General features: G+C 67.1%; 15 protein-coding genes. 4 read left to right on the forward strand and 11 right to left on the reverse strand.

What is annotated here, in order from left to right; all coding sequences use genetic code 11:
* Nucleotides 1-12: 12 nt before the first annotated feature.
* Nucleotides 13-972: an amino acid ABC transporter permease gene (locus tag LFT46_RS15185; RefSeq protein WP_236799228.1), complete on the forward strand. Its 960-nt coding sequence runs from the start codon at nucleotides 13-15 to the stop codon at nucleotides 970-972.
* Complete coding sequence (locus LFT46_RS15190; protein ID WP_336885528.1) at nucleotides 969-1,745, forward strand: amino acid ABC transporter ATP-binding protein; 777 nt, start codon at nucleotides 969-971, stop codon at nucleotides 1,743-1,745. Before LFT46_RS15185 ends, LFT46_RS15190 begins: the two co-directional genes overlap by 4 nt.
* Nucleotides 1,746-1,841: 96 nt before the next feature.
* Here LFT46_RS15190 and menD read toward each other — a convergent pair whose 3' ends face one another.
* From menD to LFT46_RS15235, 9 genes are all read right to left on the reverse strand, one after another.
* A complete protein-coding gene (gene menD, locus LFT46_RS15195; RefSeq protein WP_442863651.1) occupies nucleotides 1,842-3,659 on the reverse strand; it encodes a 2-succinyl-5-enolpyruvyl-6-hydroxy-3-cyclohexene-1-carboxylic-acid synthase in 1,818 nt (605 codons plus the stop codon).
* 119 nt (nucleotides 3,660-3,778) lie between these two features.
* Nucleotides 3,779-4,753: an IS481 family transposase gene (locus LFT46_RS15200; protein WP_236820246.1), complete on the reverse strand. Its 975-nt coding sequence runs from the start codon at nucleotides 4,751-4,753 to the stop codon at nucleotides 3,779-3,781.
* A gap of 93 nt (nucleotides 4,754-4,846) precedes the next feature.
* Nucleotides 4,847-6,913: a PhoX family protein gene (locus LFT46_RS15205; protein WP_236820247.1), complete on the reverse strand. Its 2,067-nt coding sequence runs from the start codon at nucleotides 6,911-6,913 to the stop codon at nucleotides 4,847-4,849.
* A 172-nt stretch (nucleotides 6,914-7,085) separates the two neighbouring features.
* Complete coding sequence (locus LFT46_RS15210) at nucleotides 7,086-8,126, reverse strand: o-succinylbenzoate synthase (protein WP_236820248.1); 1,041 nt, start codon at nucleotides 8,124-8,126, stop codon at nucleotides 7,086-7,088.
* Between the two features lie 35 nt (nucleotides 8,127-8,161).
* Entirely contained in the window at nucleotides 8,162-9,514 is a 1,353-nt protein-coding gene (locus LFT46_RS15215) for an Nramp family divalent metal transporter (protein ID WP_236820249.1), read from the reverse strand.
* A gap of 112 nt (nucleotides 9,515-9,626) precedes the next feature.
* Complete coding sequence (locus LFT46_RS15220; protein WP_236799232.1) at nucleotides 9,627-10,643, reverse strand: magnesium and cobalt transport protein CorA; 1,017 nt, start codon at nucleotides 10,641-10,643, stop codon at nucleotides 9,627-9,629.
* Nucleotides 10,640-11,134, reverse strand: a complete 495-nt coding sequence (locus tag LFT46_RS15225) for a GbsR/MarR family transcriptional regulator (RefSeq protein WP_236820250.1) — start codon at nucleotides 11,132-11,134, stop codon at nucleotides 10,640-10,642. Before LFT46_RS15225 ends, LFT46_RS15220 begins: the two co-directional genes overlap by 4 nt.
* Nucleotides 11,131-12,753, reverse strand: a complete 1,623-nt coding sequence (locus LFT46_RS15230) for an ABC transporter permease (RefSeq protein WP_236820251.1) — start codon at nucleotides 12,751-12,753, stop codon at nucleotides 11,131-11,133. Before LFT46_RS15230 ends, LFT46_RS15225 begins: the two co-directional genes overlap by 4 nt.
* Before the next feature lies 1 nt (nucleotide 12,754).
* Nucleotides 12,755-13,738: an ABC transporter ATP-binding protein gene (locus LFT46_RS15235; RefSeq protein WP_236820252.1), complete on the reverse strand. Its 984-nt coding sequence runs from the start codon at nucleotides 13,736-13,738 to the stop codon at nucleotides 12,755-12,757.
* 53 nt (nucleotides 13,739-13,791) lie between these two features.
* On the opposite strand from LFT46_RS15235, the gene LFT46_RS15240 reads away from it, so the two are divergent.
* Both LFT46_RS15240 and LFT46_RS15245 read left to right on the forward strand, forming a co-directional pair.
* Entirely contained in the window at nucleotides 13,792-14,985 is a 1,194-nt protein-coding gene (locus LFT46_RS15240) for an MFS transporter (protein WP_236820253.1), read from the forward strand.
* Nucleotides 14,986-15,021: 36 nt separating this feature from the next.
* The gene (locus tag LFT46_RS15245; protein ID WP_236799237.1) at nucleotides 15,022-15,927 is read left to right on the forward strand and encodes a phosphatase PAP2 family protein; all 906 of its coding nucleotides are present in this window, start codon (nucleotides 15,022-15,024) and stop codon (nucleotides 15,925-15,927) included.
* Nucleotides 15,928-16,230: 303 nt separating this feature from the next.
* On the opposite strand, the gene LFT46_RS15250 is transcribed toward LFT46_RS15245, so the two are convergent.
* On the reverse strand, nucleotides 16,231-16,614 hold the full coding sequence (locus LFT46_RS15250) for a VOC family protein (protein ID WP_236820254.1): 384 nt from the start codon (nucleotides 16,612-16,614) through the stop codon (nucleotides 16,231-16,233).
* Between the two features lie 400 nt (nucleotides 16,615-17,014).
* Complete coding sequence (locus LFT46_RS15255) at nucleotides 17,015-17,614, reverse strand: TetR/AcrR family transcriptional regulator (RefSeq protein WP_236799239.1); 600 nt, start codon at nucleotides 17,612-17,614, stop codon at nucleotides 17,015-17,017.
* Between the last annotated feature and the right edge of the window lie 26 nt (nucleotides 17,615-17,640).

Raw genomic sequence — 17,640 nt, forward strand, 5'->3', positions numbered from 1 at the left:
TCAGGCGTGCACATGGAACACCATCAACACCGGGATGAACCGGTACTGAACAAGTCAGTACCGGTTCGCCATCCCGGCCGATGGATCAGCGCGGTCATCATCCTCGCTTTCGTTGCGGTATTCCTGCAGAGCCTGTTCACCAACCCCAACTTCCGTTGGGACATTGTGGGCACCTACATCCTTGACGTGAAGGTTGTCCAAGGCGTTGGCTGGACCCTCTTGCTGACGGTTGCCTCCATGGTGCTCGCGATCGTCCTGGCCATTCTGCTGGCGTTCATGCGGCAGTCCGACAACCCGATCTTCAGGTGGTCCAGCTGGGTCTGGGTGTGGTTCTTCCGCGGCACACCCGTGTACACCCAACTGGTCTTTTGGGGCCTGATCGCAGTTCTTTATCCAAAGATCAGCGCAGGTGTCCCGTTCGGACCCGAGCTCTTCAGCCTTGATACGGCGAGTGTGGTCAACGCGACCGTCGCTGCAATCCTCGGCCTAGGCCTCAACGAGTCCGCTTACCTGGCGGAAATCTTCCGCGCCGGCCTTAAGTCCGTGGACAAGGGCCAGCAGGAAGCCGCCGAGGCGCTGGGCATGTCCAAGGGCAAGATCATGTGGCGGATCATCCTGCCGCAGGCCATGCGGATCATCGTTCCTCCCACGGGCAACGAAACCATCGGCATGCTGAAGACCACGTCGCTGGTACTCGCGGTTCCATTCACGCTGGACCTGACGTTCGCCACCAATGCCCTGGCGAACCGAACCTATCTGCCGGTTCCGCTGCTGATCGTTGCCGCCATCTGGTACTTGGTGATTACCAGCATCCTGATGGTGGGCCAGCACTTCATCGAGGCGTACTACGGCAAGGGTGTGGACAACCTGGCCCCGGCAGCGGTCAATCCGGCCGCAGCCAAAGCAGCCGGCGCCGGCGCTGATGCGCACCACTCAATGAAGACGGACTTCCCCGAGGAGAGTGCACGATGACGATCACAGCAGAAAAGCCGCTGGTCAAGATCGAAGGCCTGCACAAGTACTACGGGCACCACCACGTGCTCCGGGGCATCGACATGACCGTCAACCAGGGCGAAGTGTCAGTGGTGATCGGTCCCTCTGGTTCGGGCAAGTCCACCATGCTGCGCTGCGTGAACCTCCTGGAGAGCATCAGTGCCGGGCGGATCTCCGTTGGTGGCCAGCTGATCGGCTACCGCGAGGTCAACGGCAAGCTCCACGACCTGAAAACCAAGGAAATCGCCGCCCAGCGCCGCGAAATCGGCATGGTGTTCCAGCGGTTCAACCTGTTCCCGCACAAGACCGCGCTCCATAACGTCATGGAAGCGCCGGTCCACGTGAAGGGCCAGTCGAAGGCTGAAGCGCAGAAGCGTGCCCTTGAGCTGCTGGACCGGGTGGGGCTAGGCGACCGCGCCGGCCACTACCCCTCCCAGCTCTCCGGCGGCCAGCAGCAGCGCGTCGCCATCGCCCGGGCCCTGGCCATGGAGCCGGAGCTCATGCTTTTCGACGAGCCCACCTCGGCGCTAGACCCGGAGCTGGTGGGCGACGTCCTGAACGTGATGAAGGACCTGGCCAAGTCGGGCATGACCATGATCGTGGTCACCCACGAGATCGGCTTCGCCCGCGAGGTGGGTGACACGCTGACGTTCATGGACGGAGGCGTGGTGGTGGAATCGGGCGATCCCCGCGAAATCATCGCCAACCCGCAGCATGCCCGCACCAAGGAGTTCCTCAGCCGCGTGCTCTGAGTTTCACGCCTCCGACGCGCAAATGCCCTGTCGCTACCCGAATTTCGGGAGCGGCAGGGCATTTGCGCGTCATGGGCGGATTTCCGCGTCGAAACCCTACTGCCCGGAGAGCACTCCCTCGACGGCCGCGGCCACGGCTTCCTTGATTCGGGCGTGGAGCTGCCGGAGCGACCGCCGGTCCGCCCGGACCTCCACAATGCTGCGCCCCTGCACAGGCCGGTCGAGCGCTTCGGCAAGTCCCGCCGTCGTACTTACCATTGAATGTCCGACGCCGTACGCTGCGGCGAGTGCCGCGATGTCCACGGAGTGCGGGGTGCCGAAGAGGCGTTCGACGGCGTCACCGTAGCGGCCGCCTTCCTCCACTCCCCCGTGTTCGAGCAGGCCGAAGATGGCGCCGCCGGAGTCGTTCAGGACCACGATCCGCAGGTCCGGCTGTTCCTCCCCCGCGCCAAGGAGGAGGCCGCCGGCGTCATGCAGGAAGGTCACGTCCCCCAGCAGGACTGTGGTTTCCTGCCGGCCCCCGATCGCGATGCCAGTGGCCGTTGAGATGGTTCCGTCGATGCCCGCCAGGCCCCGGTTCGCATACACGGTGGCGGCGGGGTCCGGGGCAGGCAGCCCGGCAAGGTCCACGTCGCGGATGCCGTTGGATGAACCGAGCAGCAGCTCCCCCCGGGCATTTTTCCACACCAGCGCGGCGACGGAAGGACCGGTAGCAGCGGCCTCGGCGGAGAGCACCTGGTCCAGCGCGTGCTGCGCGGCCGAGCCGGCCAGCAGCCACGTGTCCAGCCAGGCGGACGCCCCGCGGCCGGCGAAATCGGCAAGGTCTGCGAGGTTCTCCAAGGGCAGCTCGGTGCGGCGCCCTGGCTCATACCAGGCGACCGGAACCGGCTGGTACAGGGCTGACTCGACGTCGGGGCGGGCCAGGAGCGCAGCCACCGGGCGGGAAAGAGTGGGCCTGCCGAACAACACCACGCGCTCAATCGGCTGTGCCGAACCCGGCCCGAAGTGCTCCAGCAGCAGCCGGTAGGGGCCCACCGCATTGGGTCCGAACCGGGAGTTTGAAGACGGCTCGGCCAGCAGCGGCAGGTTGTGGGCGCGGGCGAACGCTTCAGCCACCGGGCCGGCGTCATGGCCCGCCAGCACCACCGTGCGACGCTCAGGCATGGATTCCGGTGCCGGCGGAAGGTTCATGACCAGCGGCTCGGTGCCCACCCGGTAGCGCTGCCGCTCCACAGCCTGAGGCAGCCCCTCGCCAGCAGCAGGAACCAGAGGGTCGCGGAAGGCGAGGTTGAGCTGGACCGGTCCCGGGGGCAGGTCCGGGAAGGCGCCGGTAGCCGCGGACAGCCCGGTTTCTATGGCCCGCTGCGGGCTGCTTCCTGCGGGGACGTCGGCGGCGAACCGGACCTGCTCCCCGAACAGGTCCGGCTGCACGGTGGTCTGGTTGGCGCCGGTCCCGCGCAACTCTTCGGGACGGTCGGCGGACAGGACGATCAGCGGGACGGCGGCATGGTTGGCCTCCATCACGGCCGGCATCAGGTTTCCGACGGCGGTTCCGGACGTGGTGAGGACGGCGGCGGGCGAGCCGGTGGACAGGGCCAAGCCCAGCGCCGTGAATCCGGCGGACCGCTCGTCGATCCGGACCAGCAGCTCCACCCGGCCGGCCGCCGATGCCTCGGCCAGGGCGTACGCCATGGGTGCCGACCGCGAACCCGGCGACACCACCGCGTGCCGCACCCCGCCGTCGAGCAAAACCTCGACGGCGATCCGCGCCGCAGACAGCGCGCTCAACTCCTGTGTGTCCAGCTCAGGCGCGTCACTGGAGCGGACGGCACCTGCCGCGTCGGTGGAAGCAGGGAGGTCGGTGCGGGCCTCTGTGGAGGCGGAGTCGGGCGCGGGTTCGTTGAACGAAGTCACCCAACCAGTCTGCCACCCCCAAACGCCCGCCCACTCCTCGGATGCCCTATCACTTATGGTCCCTAAACCGGGGTTTTGGGGACCATAAGTGATAGAGCAACGAAAGGGCCTAGCTGTACTCAGTCAGTAGGTTGGTTGCACCTGCTGATCGGTGGGTTGCCTCCGAGGCTGCCGTGGGGCCGGTGGTTGTTGTAGAAGTCTAGCCAAGGCTGCAGAGCGTCTGTGCGGGCCTGGTTTGAGGTGAAGGGTTGACGGTAGGCCCAGCCTTCCTGGAGGGTGCGGTTGAAGCGTTCTGCTTTGCCGTTCTGCCAGGGATGGCGGGGTTTGATCAGGATGTGTTTGGCGCCCAGCGCAGTCAGTGCGTCCTGGAAATCTTTCGAGAGCCGGTAGGCGAAGGCATTATCGGTCATGACCCTTTTGACGGGTGCGCCGTGGGCTGCCATGGCTGCCGCGGCCCGGGTAAGGAATCCTGCGTAGGTCGCGCCTTTCTCATCGGGCAGGACCTCGGCGTAGGCGAAGCGGGAGTGGTCATCCACGACCACGTGGACGTAGTCAAAACCGACCCTTGAGTGGCCTGTTGAATGATTGCGGGCAGACTGATTCGGGTCTGCCCGCCAGCCCCCGCCATCCGGGATTCGGCCCAGTTTCTTGACGTCGATGTGGATCATGTCCCCGGGAGCGTCGCGTTCGTAGCGGCGGTCGGTCGCCCGGGATGCCCGAATCCGTACCCCGGTCACCGGGTCCAGGTCCCACAGTCTGGGCATGCCCGCGCGGGCCAGGATCCGGGAGACCGTCCGGGCGCTCGTGCCGCAGCGCAAGGCCAGGTCCGCAGGTCCCTCGCGGTGCTCGACGCGCTGGGTCAGAACATCCGCAACGACTTCCGCTGAGGTTGCGTTCGGGCACGACCTTGGGCGGGAGCTGCGGTCCTCGAGGCCGGCCCAGCCGTGGGCCCGGTACCTGCTGATCCAACGGTGCGCGCAGGTCCTGGAGATACCCATCTCCTTGGCAACGTGGGCGACGGGACGGCCGGCAAGGATACGCTCGATGATGATCCGTCTACCGTTCGGAGTCAGCCGGGCATTACGGTGGGACATGAAGACCTCTTAGTCGTTGGCTGTGTGTGGTAACCACCAACCTAAGAGGTCTTCACCTATTCACGATGTAACCAACGTCCTGACTCAGTACACCTAGCCGCGGAAAACCTGGACCACCGCGGGACGGGGCGCGCGCACCTGGCCGGGGGCCGGCGTCGTACCTGCCGGGACGTAGTCCGGGAAGAAGGAGTTGGGCGCCTCGAAGGTGCCGTCCTCACCCGGGTGCTGCACGGAGACGAAGACCATCCGCTCGTCGTCGTGGATGACCGGGCCGCAGGTCTCGGCGTCGCGGGGGACGGAGAGGAACTGCTCCACCTTGCCGCGCTCTGCGCCGTCGAGGGTGACCTTGAACAGGCCGTCGTTGTAGCCGATGCCGGAGGGCGCGCCGTCGGTGGAGATCCAGAGGTTGCCCACGGAGTCGAAGGCCACGTTGTCCGGGCAGGAGATGGGCGAGACCTTGTCCACCGGGTAGCCGGAGAAGTAGGTGACGTCACCCTGCGCGGGATCGCCGCAGACCATCAGGAGGGTCCAGTTGAACCTGGTGGACCTCTGGTCGCCGGTTTCGGTGATTTCGACGATATGGCCGTCGCGGTTCTGGGTGCGCGGGTTGACCTCCGTGGCGCCTTCCTTGGTGCCGGTGCCGCGGTCCGAGTTGTTGGTGCAGACCACGTAGACCTTGCCGGTGTGCAGGCTGGGCTGGACGTCCTCGCAGCGGTCCATCTTGGTGGGGCCAACCTTGTCCGCGGCCAGGCGGGTATACACCAGGACCTCCTCGACGGACATGCCCGGGACGGCGGACTTGCCGCCCACCACCAGGGGCAGCCATTCGCCGGTGCCGTCGAACGCGCCGTCGGAGGGCAGTGCACCGGTGCCGGTGATCTCCGCGGCGGCTGAGTTGCCGGTGAACTTGGCAACGTACAGGTCGCCTTCGGTCAGCAGGTTCATGTTGTGCCGGCGGTCCCCCTCACGGTACTTATCCGCCGAGACGAACTTGTAGAGGTAGTCGAACTTCTCGTCGTCACCCATGTAGGCCACCACGTGGCCGGACTCGGCCACGATCACGTTGGCGCCCTCGTGCTTGAACCGGCCCATGGCGGAGCGCTTCTTGGGGGTGGAGGTGGGGTCGAAGGGGTCGACTTCCACGATCCAGCCGAAGCGGTTGGACTCGTTCTCGTAGCCGGGGTTGCGGGTGTCGAAGCGGGGGTCGTCCAGTTCCCACTGGCGCGCGGTCGGCTTGGCGGTGAGGCCGTAGCGCTTGTCGCCGGCGGAGGTGCCGCCCGCCACGAAGTAGCCGTTGAAGTTTTCCTCGCCGGAAAGGATGGTGCCCCAGGGGGTGGTGCCGCCGGAGCAGTTGCCGAACGTGCCCTTGATGGCGCGGCCGGAGGGATCTGCCACGGTCTTGACCAGTGCCGAGCCGGCAACGGGGCCGGTCAGTTCGTAGGTGGTGTCGGAGAGGTAGCGGCGGTTCAGCGGTGCACCCTTGACGTAGCTCCAAGGCTTGGTGGTGTTCTTGCGCTCCAGCTCCACTACGGCCAGGCCATGGGCGGCGCGGCCAATGGCGCGGGTTTCCTTGGGGTCGTAGCCCGCGGGGACCATGATGCTTTCGTTGGTGTATTCGTGGTTGGTGAACAGCACCGCGCGGCGGCCCTTGCTGCCCGGGATTTCCACGATGTCCGTGTAGTCGTTGTTGTAACCGAACTGGCGGGCCTGCGCCGCCGCGGTCTGGTTGTTCAGGTCGAACGCCGGGGAATCGTTGAACAGCGGGTCACCCCAGCGGATGATGGGCTGCCATGTGAAACCTTCGGGCACGGTGAACGCGTCGACTGCCTTGTCCACGGGCTTGATGGCGGTGAACTGCAGCTTGGACTTGCCAAAGCCTTCCTTGGCGGCCTGGGACAGGCCGGCAGCGGAGGCAGGCTCAGCGGAGCCCACCACGGAGTTAAGGACGACGGCGAGTGCTCCGGCGGCGCCCATGCCCAGGGCGGCGCGGCGGGACAGGGTGGCGGAAGCGATATCGCGGAAGTAGCTGTTGGAGCTGGTGTTGCAGACGTCCCCGGCGCAGGCGTTGTCGCACTTGAGTGCGCATGTGACCGGGCTGCGCTTGCCCTTGGTGTGGCCGAGCATGGGCAACAGGGTGAACTTGCGGGCAATTTCAGACATGGGGAACCTTCCAAGGAATCTCTCTGGGGTGCCCGATCACCCTTCCAGCCGGTTCCTACCGGAAGCCATCAATTGGATGAACTCATGGTGAACCGCCCGTGACCTGCAGGAACGTTGCCAATCCCGCCATCGATTGCTGAGTAACTGCCGTTTAGGCCGCTCTAAACGGCAGTTACGGAGCAATCGATGGGGCGAGGAGGGCGTGGACCCGGCGGAGCCGATCCAGCCACCAGTCCCGGCGTTCCGCGGAAGCCGCAAACCGCTCAAGCAGCTCCGCGTCGGCGGCCACGTCGCGGAGGCGGATGGCGCCGTCGTCGGCCACCAAGGGATCCAGGGTGACGTCCGATTCGAACAGGGACACCGTCCCCAGGCCGCAGGCGTAGGGCAGCTCCGGCAGGGCGGCGGCGAGCGCCAGCCCCGCGCGGATGCCCACGGAGGTGTCCAGAGCGGAGCTGACGACGGCGGGAAGCCCGGCCTGTGCCACGATGTCCAGGGCGCGGCGTACTCCCCCGAGCGGTGCCACCTTGACCACGATCAGGTCCGCGGCGCCGGCGCGGGCCACGCGGAGGGGGTCGGTTTCCTTCCGCACGCTTTCATCTGCCGCGATGAGCACAGGAGTCCCCGCGTCCCCCAGCCGCGACCGGACCTCGGCCAGGCCCTCGATGGACGGCACCGGCTGCTCGGCGTATTCCAGCCCCACGGGCGCCAGCCGGGTCAGCGCCTCCACGGCGCCGGGCACATCCCACCCTCCGTTGGCGTCCACTCGGACGGCGGCATCCGGCAAGGCGGCGCGGACGGCGTGAAGCCGGGCGACGTCGTCGTCCAATGTCTGCCCCTGCTCCGCCACCTTGACCTTGACTGCGTCCACCCGGCCGAACCGGGCCAGGACGTCCGGCACCCGGTCCGCGGAAACGGCGGGCACGGTGGCGTTGACGGGAATGCTATGCCGCAGCGCAGGGGGGAAGCCCTCCCACCCGGCCTCGATCGCGGCGGCCAGCCAGCGGGACGCCTCGGCGTCGCCGTACTCAGGGAAGGCGCAGAACTCGCCCCAGCCCACGGGACCCCGGAGCAGGAGCGATTCGCGCTGCATAATGCCACGGAACTTCACCCGCATGGGCAGGCTCACCACATGGGCACCCGCCAGCAGTTCTTCCAGCGGAGGAACTTTTTCGGGGAGGGCGGCGGGGGCTGGCGGGAGACCGGGGAGGGGCATGCGGTTTACTGTACGCGGGCAGGGGCAACTCCCCGTCAGGCTCCGGTAAGGGTGGTCCAGACGCCGATGCCTCCGGCCACGACCATGACGGCGGCAGTGAACCAGCCGAGCGTGGCGGCGAGCCGGCCGTTGGCGTAGTTGCCCATGATGGCTTTGTCCCGGGAGATGAGCATGGTGACCACCAGGAACGGGGCGGCCGCAATGCCGTTGACGGTGGCGCTGAAAACCAGGAGCCCGATGGGGTCGGCGGAGAAAAAGCTGATGAGGACGCCGGCAATGATTCCGACCCCCAGCAGCGTGTAGAACAACGGGGCACGCCGCGGGCTCAGGTCCAGGCCCCAGTCCTTGCCGAGCAGGCCGGTGAGTCCCGCTGCACCGGACGCGGCGAGTACTGGGACCCCCAGGATGCCGGTGCCGATGAATCCGGCGGCAAACAGGAACGTGGCGGCCGGCCCCACCACGGGCTCCAGGGCCTTGGCAACATCGGCCGCGGTGTTCACGTCCGTGCCGTCCTTGCCCAGGGTTGCCGCCGTGGCCGCCATGATTGAGAACATCACCAGGACGGAGAAGACCATGCCAATGAACACGTCGGCGCGGGCCTTCCGGAGGGTGTGGGCGGCGGCAGCCGCGTCCGGACGGTCCTTCAGTCCCACCGCCTCGTCACCGCCGTGCTCCTCGGCGCGCAATTCCTGGACCCTGTGCGCACTCTGCCAGAAGAACAGGTAGGGCGAGATGGTGGTGCCCAGCACGGCGACGATCAGGCCGAGGTATTCGGGGGCGAAGCTGAACTTCATTCCCAGCATGCCTTCCAACACGTCCGGCCAGTCGACATTGGCAACGAACAGGACCGCAACGTACGCCAGCAGCGTAAGGCACAACCACTTGAAGACCTTCGCAATGACGGCAAACGATCCGCTCATGAGCGCGACGGCAATGCCTAAGCCCGCAAGCGCGCTCCACAGGTGGTCCGGGCCCGCACCGAGCATCTGCATGCCCTGCCCGATCGCCATCAGGTCCGCGGCGGCGTTGAGGATGTTGCCCACCAGCAGGGCAACGATCAGGATGCCGATCACCACCCGGGGACGGCGGGAGAACTTGCGGCGGGCCAGCCAGCCCAGGCTTTCCCCGGTGGCCAGTGCGGTGCGGTCGCAGATCTCCTGCACGGCCATCATCATGGGCAGCGTGACCGGCGCGGTCCACAGCATGCCGTTGGAAAAGGTGGCACCGGCTTTTGCATACGTGGCAATCCCTGAGGGGTCATCGTCCGCGGCACCTGTGACCAGGCCCGGGCCCAGCAGCGCCCCAAAGCGGCGCAGCAAGGACTTTTGCCGAGCGCCAGCTGCCGTGTCTTCAACCTGGGGCCGTCCGCTCGTTTGAGCCTTGCTCATACAGTTTTCTCCACTCACCATCGACCGCTAAGCCGCCCAACTGCTAAGCAGGCTTAGGATTCAGAGGCAATGGTAGGGCATGAAGCTGGGAGCAGCGGTCGCGTGGAGGCGCTCAGATCCACTTGTTGTGCTTGAACGCGAGGTAGAGGACCAGGCCCATGGCCACCATCAGGCCCAGCGCGTAGGGGTAGCCGTACGTCCACGCCAGCTCGGGCATGTTGGTGAAGTTCATGCCGTAGATAGAGGCCACCAGGGTGGGCGCGAACAGGATGGCGGCCCAGGACGAGATGCGCTTGACCTGCTCGTTCTGTTCCAGGCTGGACTCGGTCATGCGCTGCATTTCATCGTTTTGCCGCTGGGCCACCAGGGCTGCGTTGACCGCGAGGGCGTTCTGAAGCAGGGCCCGGAAGGAAGCCACCCGCTCGTTGAGCCGCAGCACGTGATCCAGGACGTCGCGCAGATGGTCCTGCAGGACTTCCCCCGGCGGCCGCTCAGGGGTCCCCGCCATGAGTTGGCGAAGGATTCCGGCCAACGGGCTGGTGGCGCGCTGGAAGATGATTACCTGCCGGGAGAGCTCGTAGATCCTCCGCGAAACCTCCGGGTCGGCGCCAAAGAGGTCATCCTCAATTTCGTCGATATCGTTCTCCAAGCCGGCAGCCACAGGCTCATACTCGTCCACCACCTGGTCCAGGATGCCGTACAGCACGGCGTCGGGGCCCAGGGCAAGGAACTCCGGCATGGACTCCATGCGGCGGCGCACCTTTGCCAGGTCCGGGGACTCGGCGTGCCTGACGGTCACCACGTACTCGTCACCGACAAAAACGTGGATCTCGCCGAAGTCCACCTTTTCCACGTCGTCCCGGTACCGCGCCGGCCGGAGCACCAGGAACAGGCAGCCGCCGTAATGCTCCAGCTTGGCCCGCTGGTGGCCGGAGAGCGCGTCCTCGATGGCGAGCTGGTTGAGGTCGAATTCCTCGCCGACGGACTGCAGTTCCTCCGCGTCCGGCCGGTACAGGCCGATCCATGCCATCCCCTGTCGCTGCCGCAGGAGAAAGTAGGTTTCATCAAGGTCTTCGGGGTCCTCGGTGCGGAGTCCGTTTACGTAGACGGCGTTGTCAATGATGGTCACGGGTGGGCCTCCCGCTCGCGCTCCCAGTCATCCAGCAGCGCGGGCATCCGCGAGTTGAGGAACCGGTAGAACCGGGCCATCTCCGCTACCCGCGCCCGCGCGGCAGATCCCTCCGGGAGGGTTTCCGCCGTGGCATCGGTGAGTGCTGCCAGCTTCTCGTAAACGGTGCTGTTCCGCATCGACGCCACGTACCACTCATCGGTATGGAGGGCGTAGAGGTCCCGGCGGCTGCCGGGCTGCGAGATCCGGTGGACGAAGCCCACGGTCTGCAGGTACCGCACCGCCCCCGAGACCGCTGCGGCACTGGCGCCCAGCCGCTCCGAGAGCTCTGCGGCGGTGAGGCTTCCCTGTTCCGAGGAAACCAGCGCCAACAAGGTCCGCGCCGGCATCTTGGGGAACCCGGCCGCGGCGAAGGCGGCCGCGGTCCTTTCGGCAGCCGCGACCGTCAGTTCCGGGGTTTGCGCATGAGCCACGCCCATGTCAGTGCTCACGCCGAACCCACCTCCCGCCGCCGCATTACCGAGACCGCCAGCACGGCTGCAACCGCGGCGATCAAGAGCATCCACCATGCGCCGCTCCAGTCCGTGGTGTCGCCGTGAGGAACCGGGGTGTGGGCGAATGGCGACAGGTCACGCAGGGCCTGATCAATCCCCAACATGGCGCCCAGGATGCCGAGCACCACGCCCAGGGCCAGCAGCGCCCAGCTGGCGGCGATGGTCGCTGCCGGCCACAGGACGAACACCAGCGCTGGAACGGAAAGGTAGATCAGGGCCGCCGGCAGCTGGGCCAGGGCGGTTTGCCAGAGGGCATCGGCGGGCATCGAGGTATCGCCGGAGCCGGTCAATGTTGCCCAGGCCCCCACACCTGCCAGGCCCACCACCAATACCACGGCCGCCGCCCCCAGCAGCAGGTAACCGGCCAGCCACCGGACCCGGCCCACGGGAGCGGACAGCAGCAGTTCGGCCGTCCCGGCCGCTTCCTCCTGCCGCAGCCTGATCACGGCCTGGAGCGCACACGCCGCCGCCAGGACCCCGGCCATCGAGAAGAGCACCGAGACCATGAGCTGGGTGAGCGAGGTGCCCTGGGACTGGAGCATGGCCCGCAGCATGGCGGTGATGTTGGTATCAGGGGTATCGACGGCGGCAATCGCCTTTCCGAGCGAGCCCGCCAGCAGGCCCAGGGCCAAGCCGCTGAGTCCCCAGCCGATAATCGATCCGGACTGCAGCCGCAGCGCCAGGGCCACCGGGCTCCGCAGCCCGGGCCGGGCTGCGGCGCGTCCCGGCCGTGTTCCCCACACGCTTGCCCCGCTGTCCCGCGTGCGGAGGATCAGCCAGGCGACTGCAAAGCAGGCGACGGCGAGGCCCACCGGCAGCACCAGCGGCCAGGTGCGGTTTCCCGAGAAAGCGTACGTCTGCTGGCCCCAGCCAATGGGTGAGAACCAGCTGGCGGACCCTTCCGTCATGGTGGTCCCGTCGGCACCGGGGGTCCCCGTGGCATCGCCGATCCCACGCAGGACGTAGGCCAGGACAACCAGTGCGGCGGACACGCCGTTCGCGCCGCGGGACGTCGGCATGAACTGGGCCACCAGCAGGCCCAGGGCAAGGAAGGCGAGCCCGACGGCGCCCGTTGCGGCTCCGGCGGTCAGGGAACCTTGCGCGTCCAGGCCCTGGGAGGCGAACCCTGCGAACACCGCCAGTGCCACGAGGATGTTCGCCGTGATGCCGTGCAGCAGGGTGGCGATGTTGGGCAGCAGGCGGCCGGCAGGCGTGGCGGCGACCAGTTCGGCAGTGCCGGTTTCCTCATCGGCACGCGTGTGGCGCACCGCCAGGAACGTGCTCATCAGCCCGGTCAGCAGGGCCAGGAACGCGTAGATCAGGAAGAACGTGAACGCCCCCTGGTCCGCACCGCGGGGTAGGCCGCGCAGCATCAGGATGGCGGGAGTGGCGATGGCCACCTGCAGGATCTCGGTGCGGCTCACCACACTGCCGTACGTCTGTGTGACGGCGGCCGCTGCAAACAGGGCGAAGGCCCCGATGGCCACCACCCAGCTTAGGAGCTGCCAGCGGTCCCGCCGCAGCCGCTGGCCCAAGAGGACCAGAAAGACTTCCATGTCAGCTCCGTCCCCTCGCACCCAGCAGGTGCCGCCGGGAACCGTAGCCAGCGGAAGCCGGAGCATCCGGCTCCGGGGCAGCAGCGGTATCCCCGTAGTGCCGCAGGAACAGCTCCTCCAGCGACGGCGGGACAATCGTCAGGCCCTGCACGCCCAGCGCGCCCAATGCGGGAAGCACCTCCGCTATCCGGTCAGCGTCGGCGCTGAACCGGACCCGGCCGGCGTCCACCGTAAGGTCGTGCACCGCGCCGAGCCGGGACAGGGCTTCCGCGTCCAAACCGTCCGCAGCGAAGGAAACCTCGGACCTGGTGAGGTGCCGCAGGGACTCCAGCGTGCCGCCGTCGACGATTTTTCCGGCGCGGATGATGCTCACCCGGTGGCACAGCACCTCCACCTCGGAGAGGATGTGGCTGGACAGCAGCACCGTTGCGCCGCGGTCGACGGCGGCCAGCAGCTCCCTGCGGAAGACCTCCTCCATGAGCGGGTCCAGGCCGCTGGTGGGCTCGTCCAGCAGGTAGAGCTCGGCTTCAGTGGCGAGGGCCGCGATCAGGGCGACTTTTTGCCGGTTGCCCTTGGAGTAGGCGCGCCCCTTCCGGGCCGGATCAAAGTCGAACACCTGGCACAGGCGGTCCTTCCGGCGGCGGTAGGCCTCGCCGTCCGCCGTGCCGCCGCGCAGCCGGGACAGCAAATCGATGGTCTCGCCGCCGGACAGGTTGGGCCAGAGCCGGACGTCGCCGGGAACGTAGGCGAGGCGCCGGTGCAATTCTGCGGCCTGAGTCCAGGGTTCGAGGCCCAGAACCGTGGCGGCGCCGGAAGTTGCCCGGGCCAGGCCCAGGAGGACGCGCAGGGTAGTGGACTTCCCGGCGCCGTTGGGGCCAAGGAAGCCGTGGATCTCCCCGTGCTGGACTTCGAGGTCCAGGCCGTCCAGGGCCCTGACCCGGCCGAAGTGCTTATGCAGGTTCGCTGTCTGGACAACGGTGTTCATGCTTCAAGTCTTCGAAGTTTTCACAAGTTTATGAAGGCACTAAAGTCCCAACTATGAGCCCCGACAAGCCCCTGTCCACCGGGCACGCCACCCGCACGGCAACGGCACCTCTTTACGCCGCCGGGTTCGTCACCGCTTTCGGCGCCCACAGCATCGCGGCAGGACTCGGTTCGCAAAGCGGGAACATCGGCCTGACGCTGCTGAACCTCGGCATCCTGCTGGCCCTCTATGACGTGGCCGAAGTCTTCCTCAAGCCCGTGTTCGGAGCGCTCAGCGACCGGATCGGGGCCAAGCCTGTCATCGTCGGCGGACTCTTCGCCTTCGCCGCCCTGTCCCTCATCGGTTTGGGAGCAGCGGACCCGTTGATCCTTGCCCTGGCCAGGCTGGGACAGGGCGCTGCGGCATCTGCCTTCTCGCCGGCGTCGTCCGCCATGGTGGCAAGGATGGCCCGCGGCGGCAAGGCGGGCACCTACTTTGGCCGGTACGGGTCCTGGAAGAGCCTGGGCTACATTATCGGGCCGCCGCTGGGCGCGGGCCTGATCCTTGCCGGCGGGTTTCCGCTGCTGTTCGGAACGCTCTCAGCGCTGGCCGCCGTGACCGCCGTGTGGGTGCTGGTGTCCGCGCCGCATTTGGCGCCGCTGCCGCGGAAGCGGTACACGGTGATGGACCTGGCCCGGCAGGTCGGCGAGCGCCGTTTCCTGGTGCCCACGCTGGTGCTGGCCGCAGCAACCGGCGCGCTGGGTGCCGCCGTCGGATTCATCCCCGCCCTGGCCACCCGCCATGGCATGGACGCATTCGCGGGCACGGCCGCGGTGAGCGTGGTGGCGCTGGGCTCGGTACTCACCCAACCCTGGATCGGAAGGCTGCGGGACCGCAACGCCATCACGGACAACAGGGGCACGACGACGGGCCTGCTGCTGATTGCCGCGGGCATCGGTCTGGTGGCGGCGGCCCCGGGTGTGGTCACCATCTTCGTGGCCGCGGCCTGCATTGGGACAGGCATCGGCGCGGTGACCCCCTTGGGTTTCGCGCATCTGGCCGACACCACCCCGCCGGAGCGGATGGGCCGGACCATGGGTTCGGCCGAACTGGGACGGGAGCTGGGCGACGCCGGCGGCCCGCTGCTGGTGGGCGGCATCGCCATGGCCACGGCGCTGCCGTTCGGGCTGGGCGCGCTGGCGCTGTTGGTGGCCGCGGCGGGCATCCCCCGGCTGGACCCGGTCAAACCCGCCGCGCCCACCTCCTGAGCGGCCGTCCAGCTTTTTGTGTCACCCTTAACCGCGATGACTTCTTCACGGCAACTGCCCACCAGGACTCCGGCCCGGCCTGCCCCGGGTTCGGCGTTCCTGTTCGTGCTGTCCACTGCCGCGTGCATTGCCGGGCTGATGGCCACCTACTACTTCTTTGTCCAGACCACCACGGGCCAGTTCATTGATGAGTCCGCGCTGGTGGAAGCGGTGGAAATCCACGGGCCTGCGGGCAAGGCGGCCACCAAGTTCCTGGACTGGCTGCCCACCATCTCGCTGGTGATGGCCGCCGTCGTGGTCCTGTTTGTCACGGTGATCCGGCGGCACTGGGCCGAGGCTGGCATCGCCGTCGCTGCGTGCATTGGCGCGAACGTGGCTACCCAGGTGCTGAAGGACCTGCTGCCGGCGCGCCCGGACAAGGGTGTGCTCACCCTCGAACTGAATTCGCTGCCGTCCGGCCACACCACCCTGGCGGCTTCAGCGGCGGCGGCAGTGTTCCTGATGGCGTCCCCGCGCTGGCGGCCCATGGCAGGCTTCGTCGGCGGCACCTTCGCCATTGCCTCCGGCGTGTCCACGCTGATCAACCAGTGGCACCGGCCCGCCGACGTGGTGGCGGCGTTCCTGCTGGTAGGGGCGTTCATGATTCCGGCCGGCTGGTTGATCCTCCGGCGCGGTTCGTGGAACGAGTGGGACGGGTTCGGTGAACATCTCGGCTCGGCCCGGATCTGGCTCACGCTGCCGGTGCTGATCGGCCTGGCGTCCGCGGGGGTTGCCGTCTATTCACTGATCCGGATTGCCCCCAGCCCTTGGCAGGAGGCCAGCACCACCAATTACTTTTGGGCCGGCATCTCGCTGATCGTGATCGCGGGGTACCTGGCCACTGTGGCCACTACGTCCCTGTTTGCGTTTGCCTCCCGACGGCGGCACGCGTCCCGCCGCTGACACGGAACGGCGGGTGCAACGCGCAGGTCAGTCCGCGGCGCCAGGGCGGGCCAGGAGGAAGCCCGGGCCAGGATGGCGTTCTCGATACCGCCTTGCTCCCCCCATGGCGGCGATAAGCTTCACGGCCCGCCTGGCCCTAGCACGAAACGGGCTTTTGCGGGGAGATCTTGATCAAACCTTGAGGATATTGAGGCCCATAGCTTGAGGGGTGCGGTGGATAGTTAAAGGTGCCCGGGCGGCGTCTAGAAGCAGGCACCGCCGGGCAACTCCCTCTACGCGTCCCGCACGGATGTGCCTCTGTTCTCACTCGAGCGCGTCGAGCCGCTTGCGCAGAAGGCAGAACTCGTTGCCTTCGGGATCCTGCAGGACGTGCCACTGCGCCTCGCCGGTCTGGCCTACGTCCGCCGGCCGTGCACCGAGCGCCAGCAGGCGTTCCAGCTCGGCGTCCTGGTCCCGGTCCACCGGGTTGATGTCGATGTGCAGCGGAAGCCTCCCCACCCGCGGGTTGCTGCTTGGACTCAGGAAGATCGTTGGCTGCGCTCCCCCGAACCCGGCGTCCGGCGGCCCGATCTCGATCGCCCCGTCCTCCCGGTCAATCTCCACGTAGCCAAGCACGTCGCTCCAGAACTTCGCGAGCAGTTCGGGGTCAGCGCAAGTAAGGACCAGTTCACTTATACGGCATGACATGGTGCCAGTCTACGGAGGGGCTGCACCTGCCAGCTCGCTGACACATTCTTCGACGGCCTTTTCCATCCTCGAGGCGCATCTTCACCAGCGCGGCCCAGGTATCAGGAGCGCAATTGAAGCTGCGCGTCGGGGTCGAATATGCGCGTCGCGGGAACCACATTTATGACAGAACCAGCTCGGCGGGAGGCGGCGCCGCTGCCTTGGGGGTGTTGCAGCGGCACCTTCTTCCGCCGAGCGTGGCCTAACTGAGGACTACTATGAACGCTCAACCTCAGGAAGTGAGGGAGTAAATCGTCAACAAAAGCTCAAGTTATTTGAAAGCTCAACCGCCTCTGACCTGCGCTTCTATTCCGATTGCCCTACTTATCCACCGCCCTCCAAAGCGGCGGGACAGCCTGCTCTAGGCAGCGAGCGCAGCGTCAAGAATGTCCAAGGCGTTGGCACGCATGACCCCAAATGCCTGGTTCGGCCGGAGGCCTGCAACGTCCCGCAGCCAGACATAGGCTTCAATGCCGGCAACCGCGCGAAGCCTGACAGCCAGAGCGGCAGTGTCGATGCCGGATCCTCCGGTTTCCAGCGGGGACAGCGCGTCGCGGTACCAGCCCACAGCCCGGCCGCCGCGAAGCGTGGGCCGGGCAGCGCCCGGGGTTAAAGACAGCCGGAGCGATGCCCGCAGTTGTGGTTCCCAGGTGCGGATGAAGTCGAAGTGCGCGTCCAGGGTGCGCTCCAGGCGGTCACGCACGTCCGACGGCGGGTCCTCACCCAGCAGCGATCCCAGACCGGTCTCCGGGAGGGCCGCGTGCAGCAGCGCTTCCTTGTCCGGAAAGTACCGGTAGGCAGTGGTGCGGGATATGCCCGCCGTGGCAGCAACTTCTGCAACCGAAGGGTCCCGTCCGTCCTTCAGCAGATCCCGGAGGACGGACACCAACTCGTCCCGCGTGCGCGACTTCTGCCGGGCCCTGCCGGTCTCCAGATACTTTTCATTGTGGCGTACGGACACAGGACTTATGATACATACGTATCGTA

The sequence above is a fragment of the Arthrobacter sp. FW306-07-I genome (assembly GCF_021800405.1).
Lineage (GTDB): Bacteria > Actinomycetota > Actinomycetes > Actinomycetales > Micrococcaceae > Arthrobacter.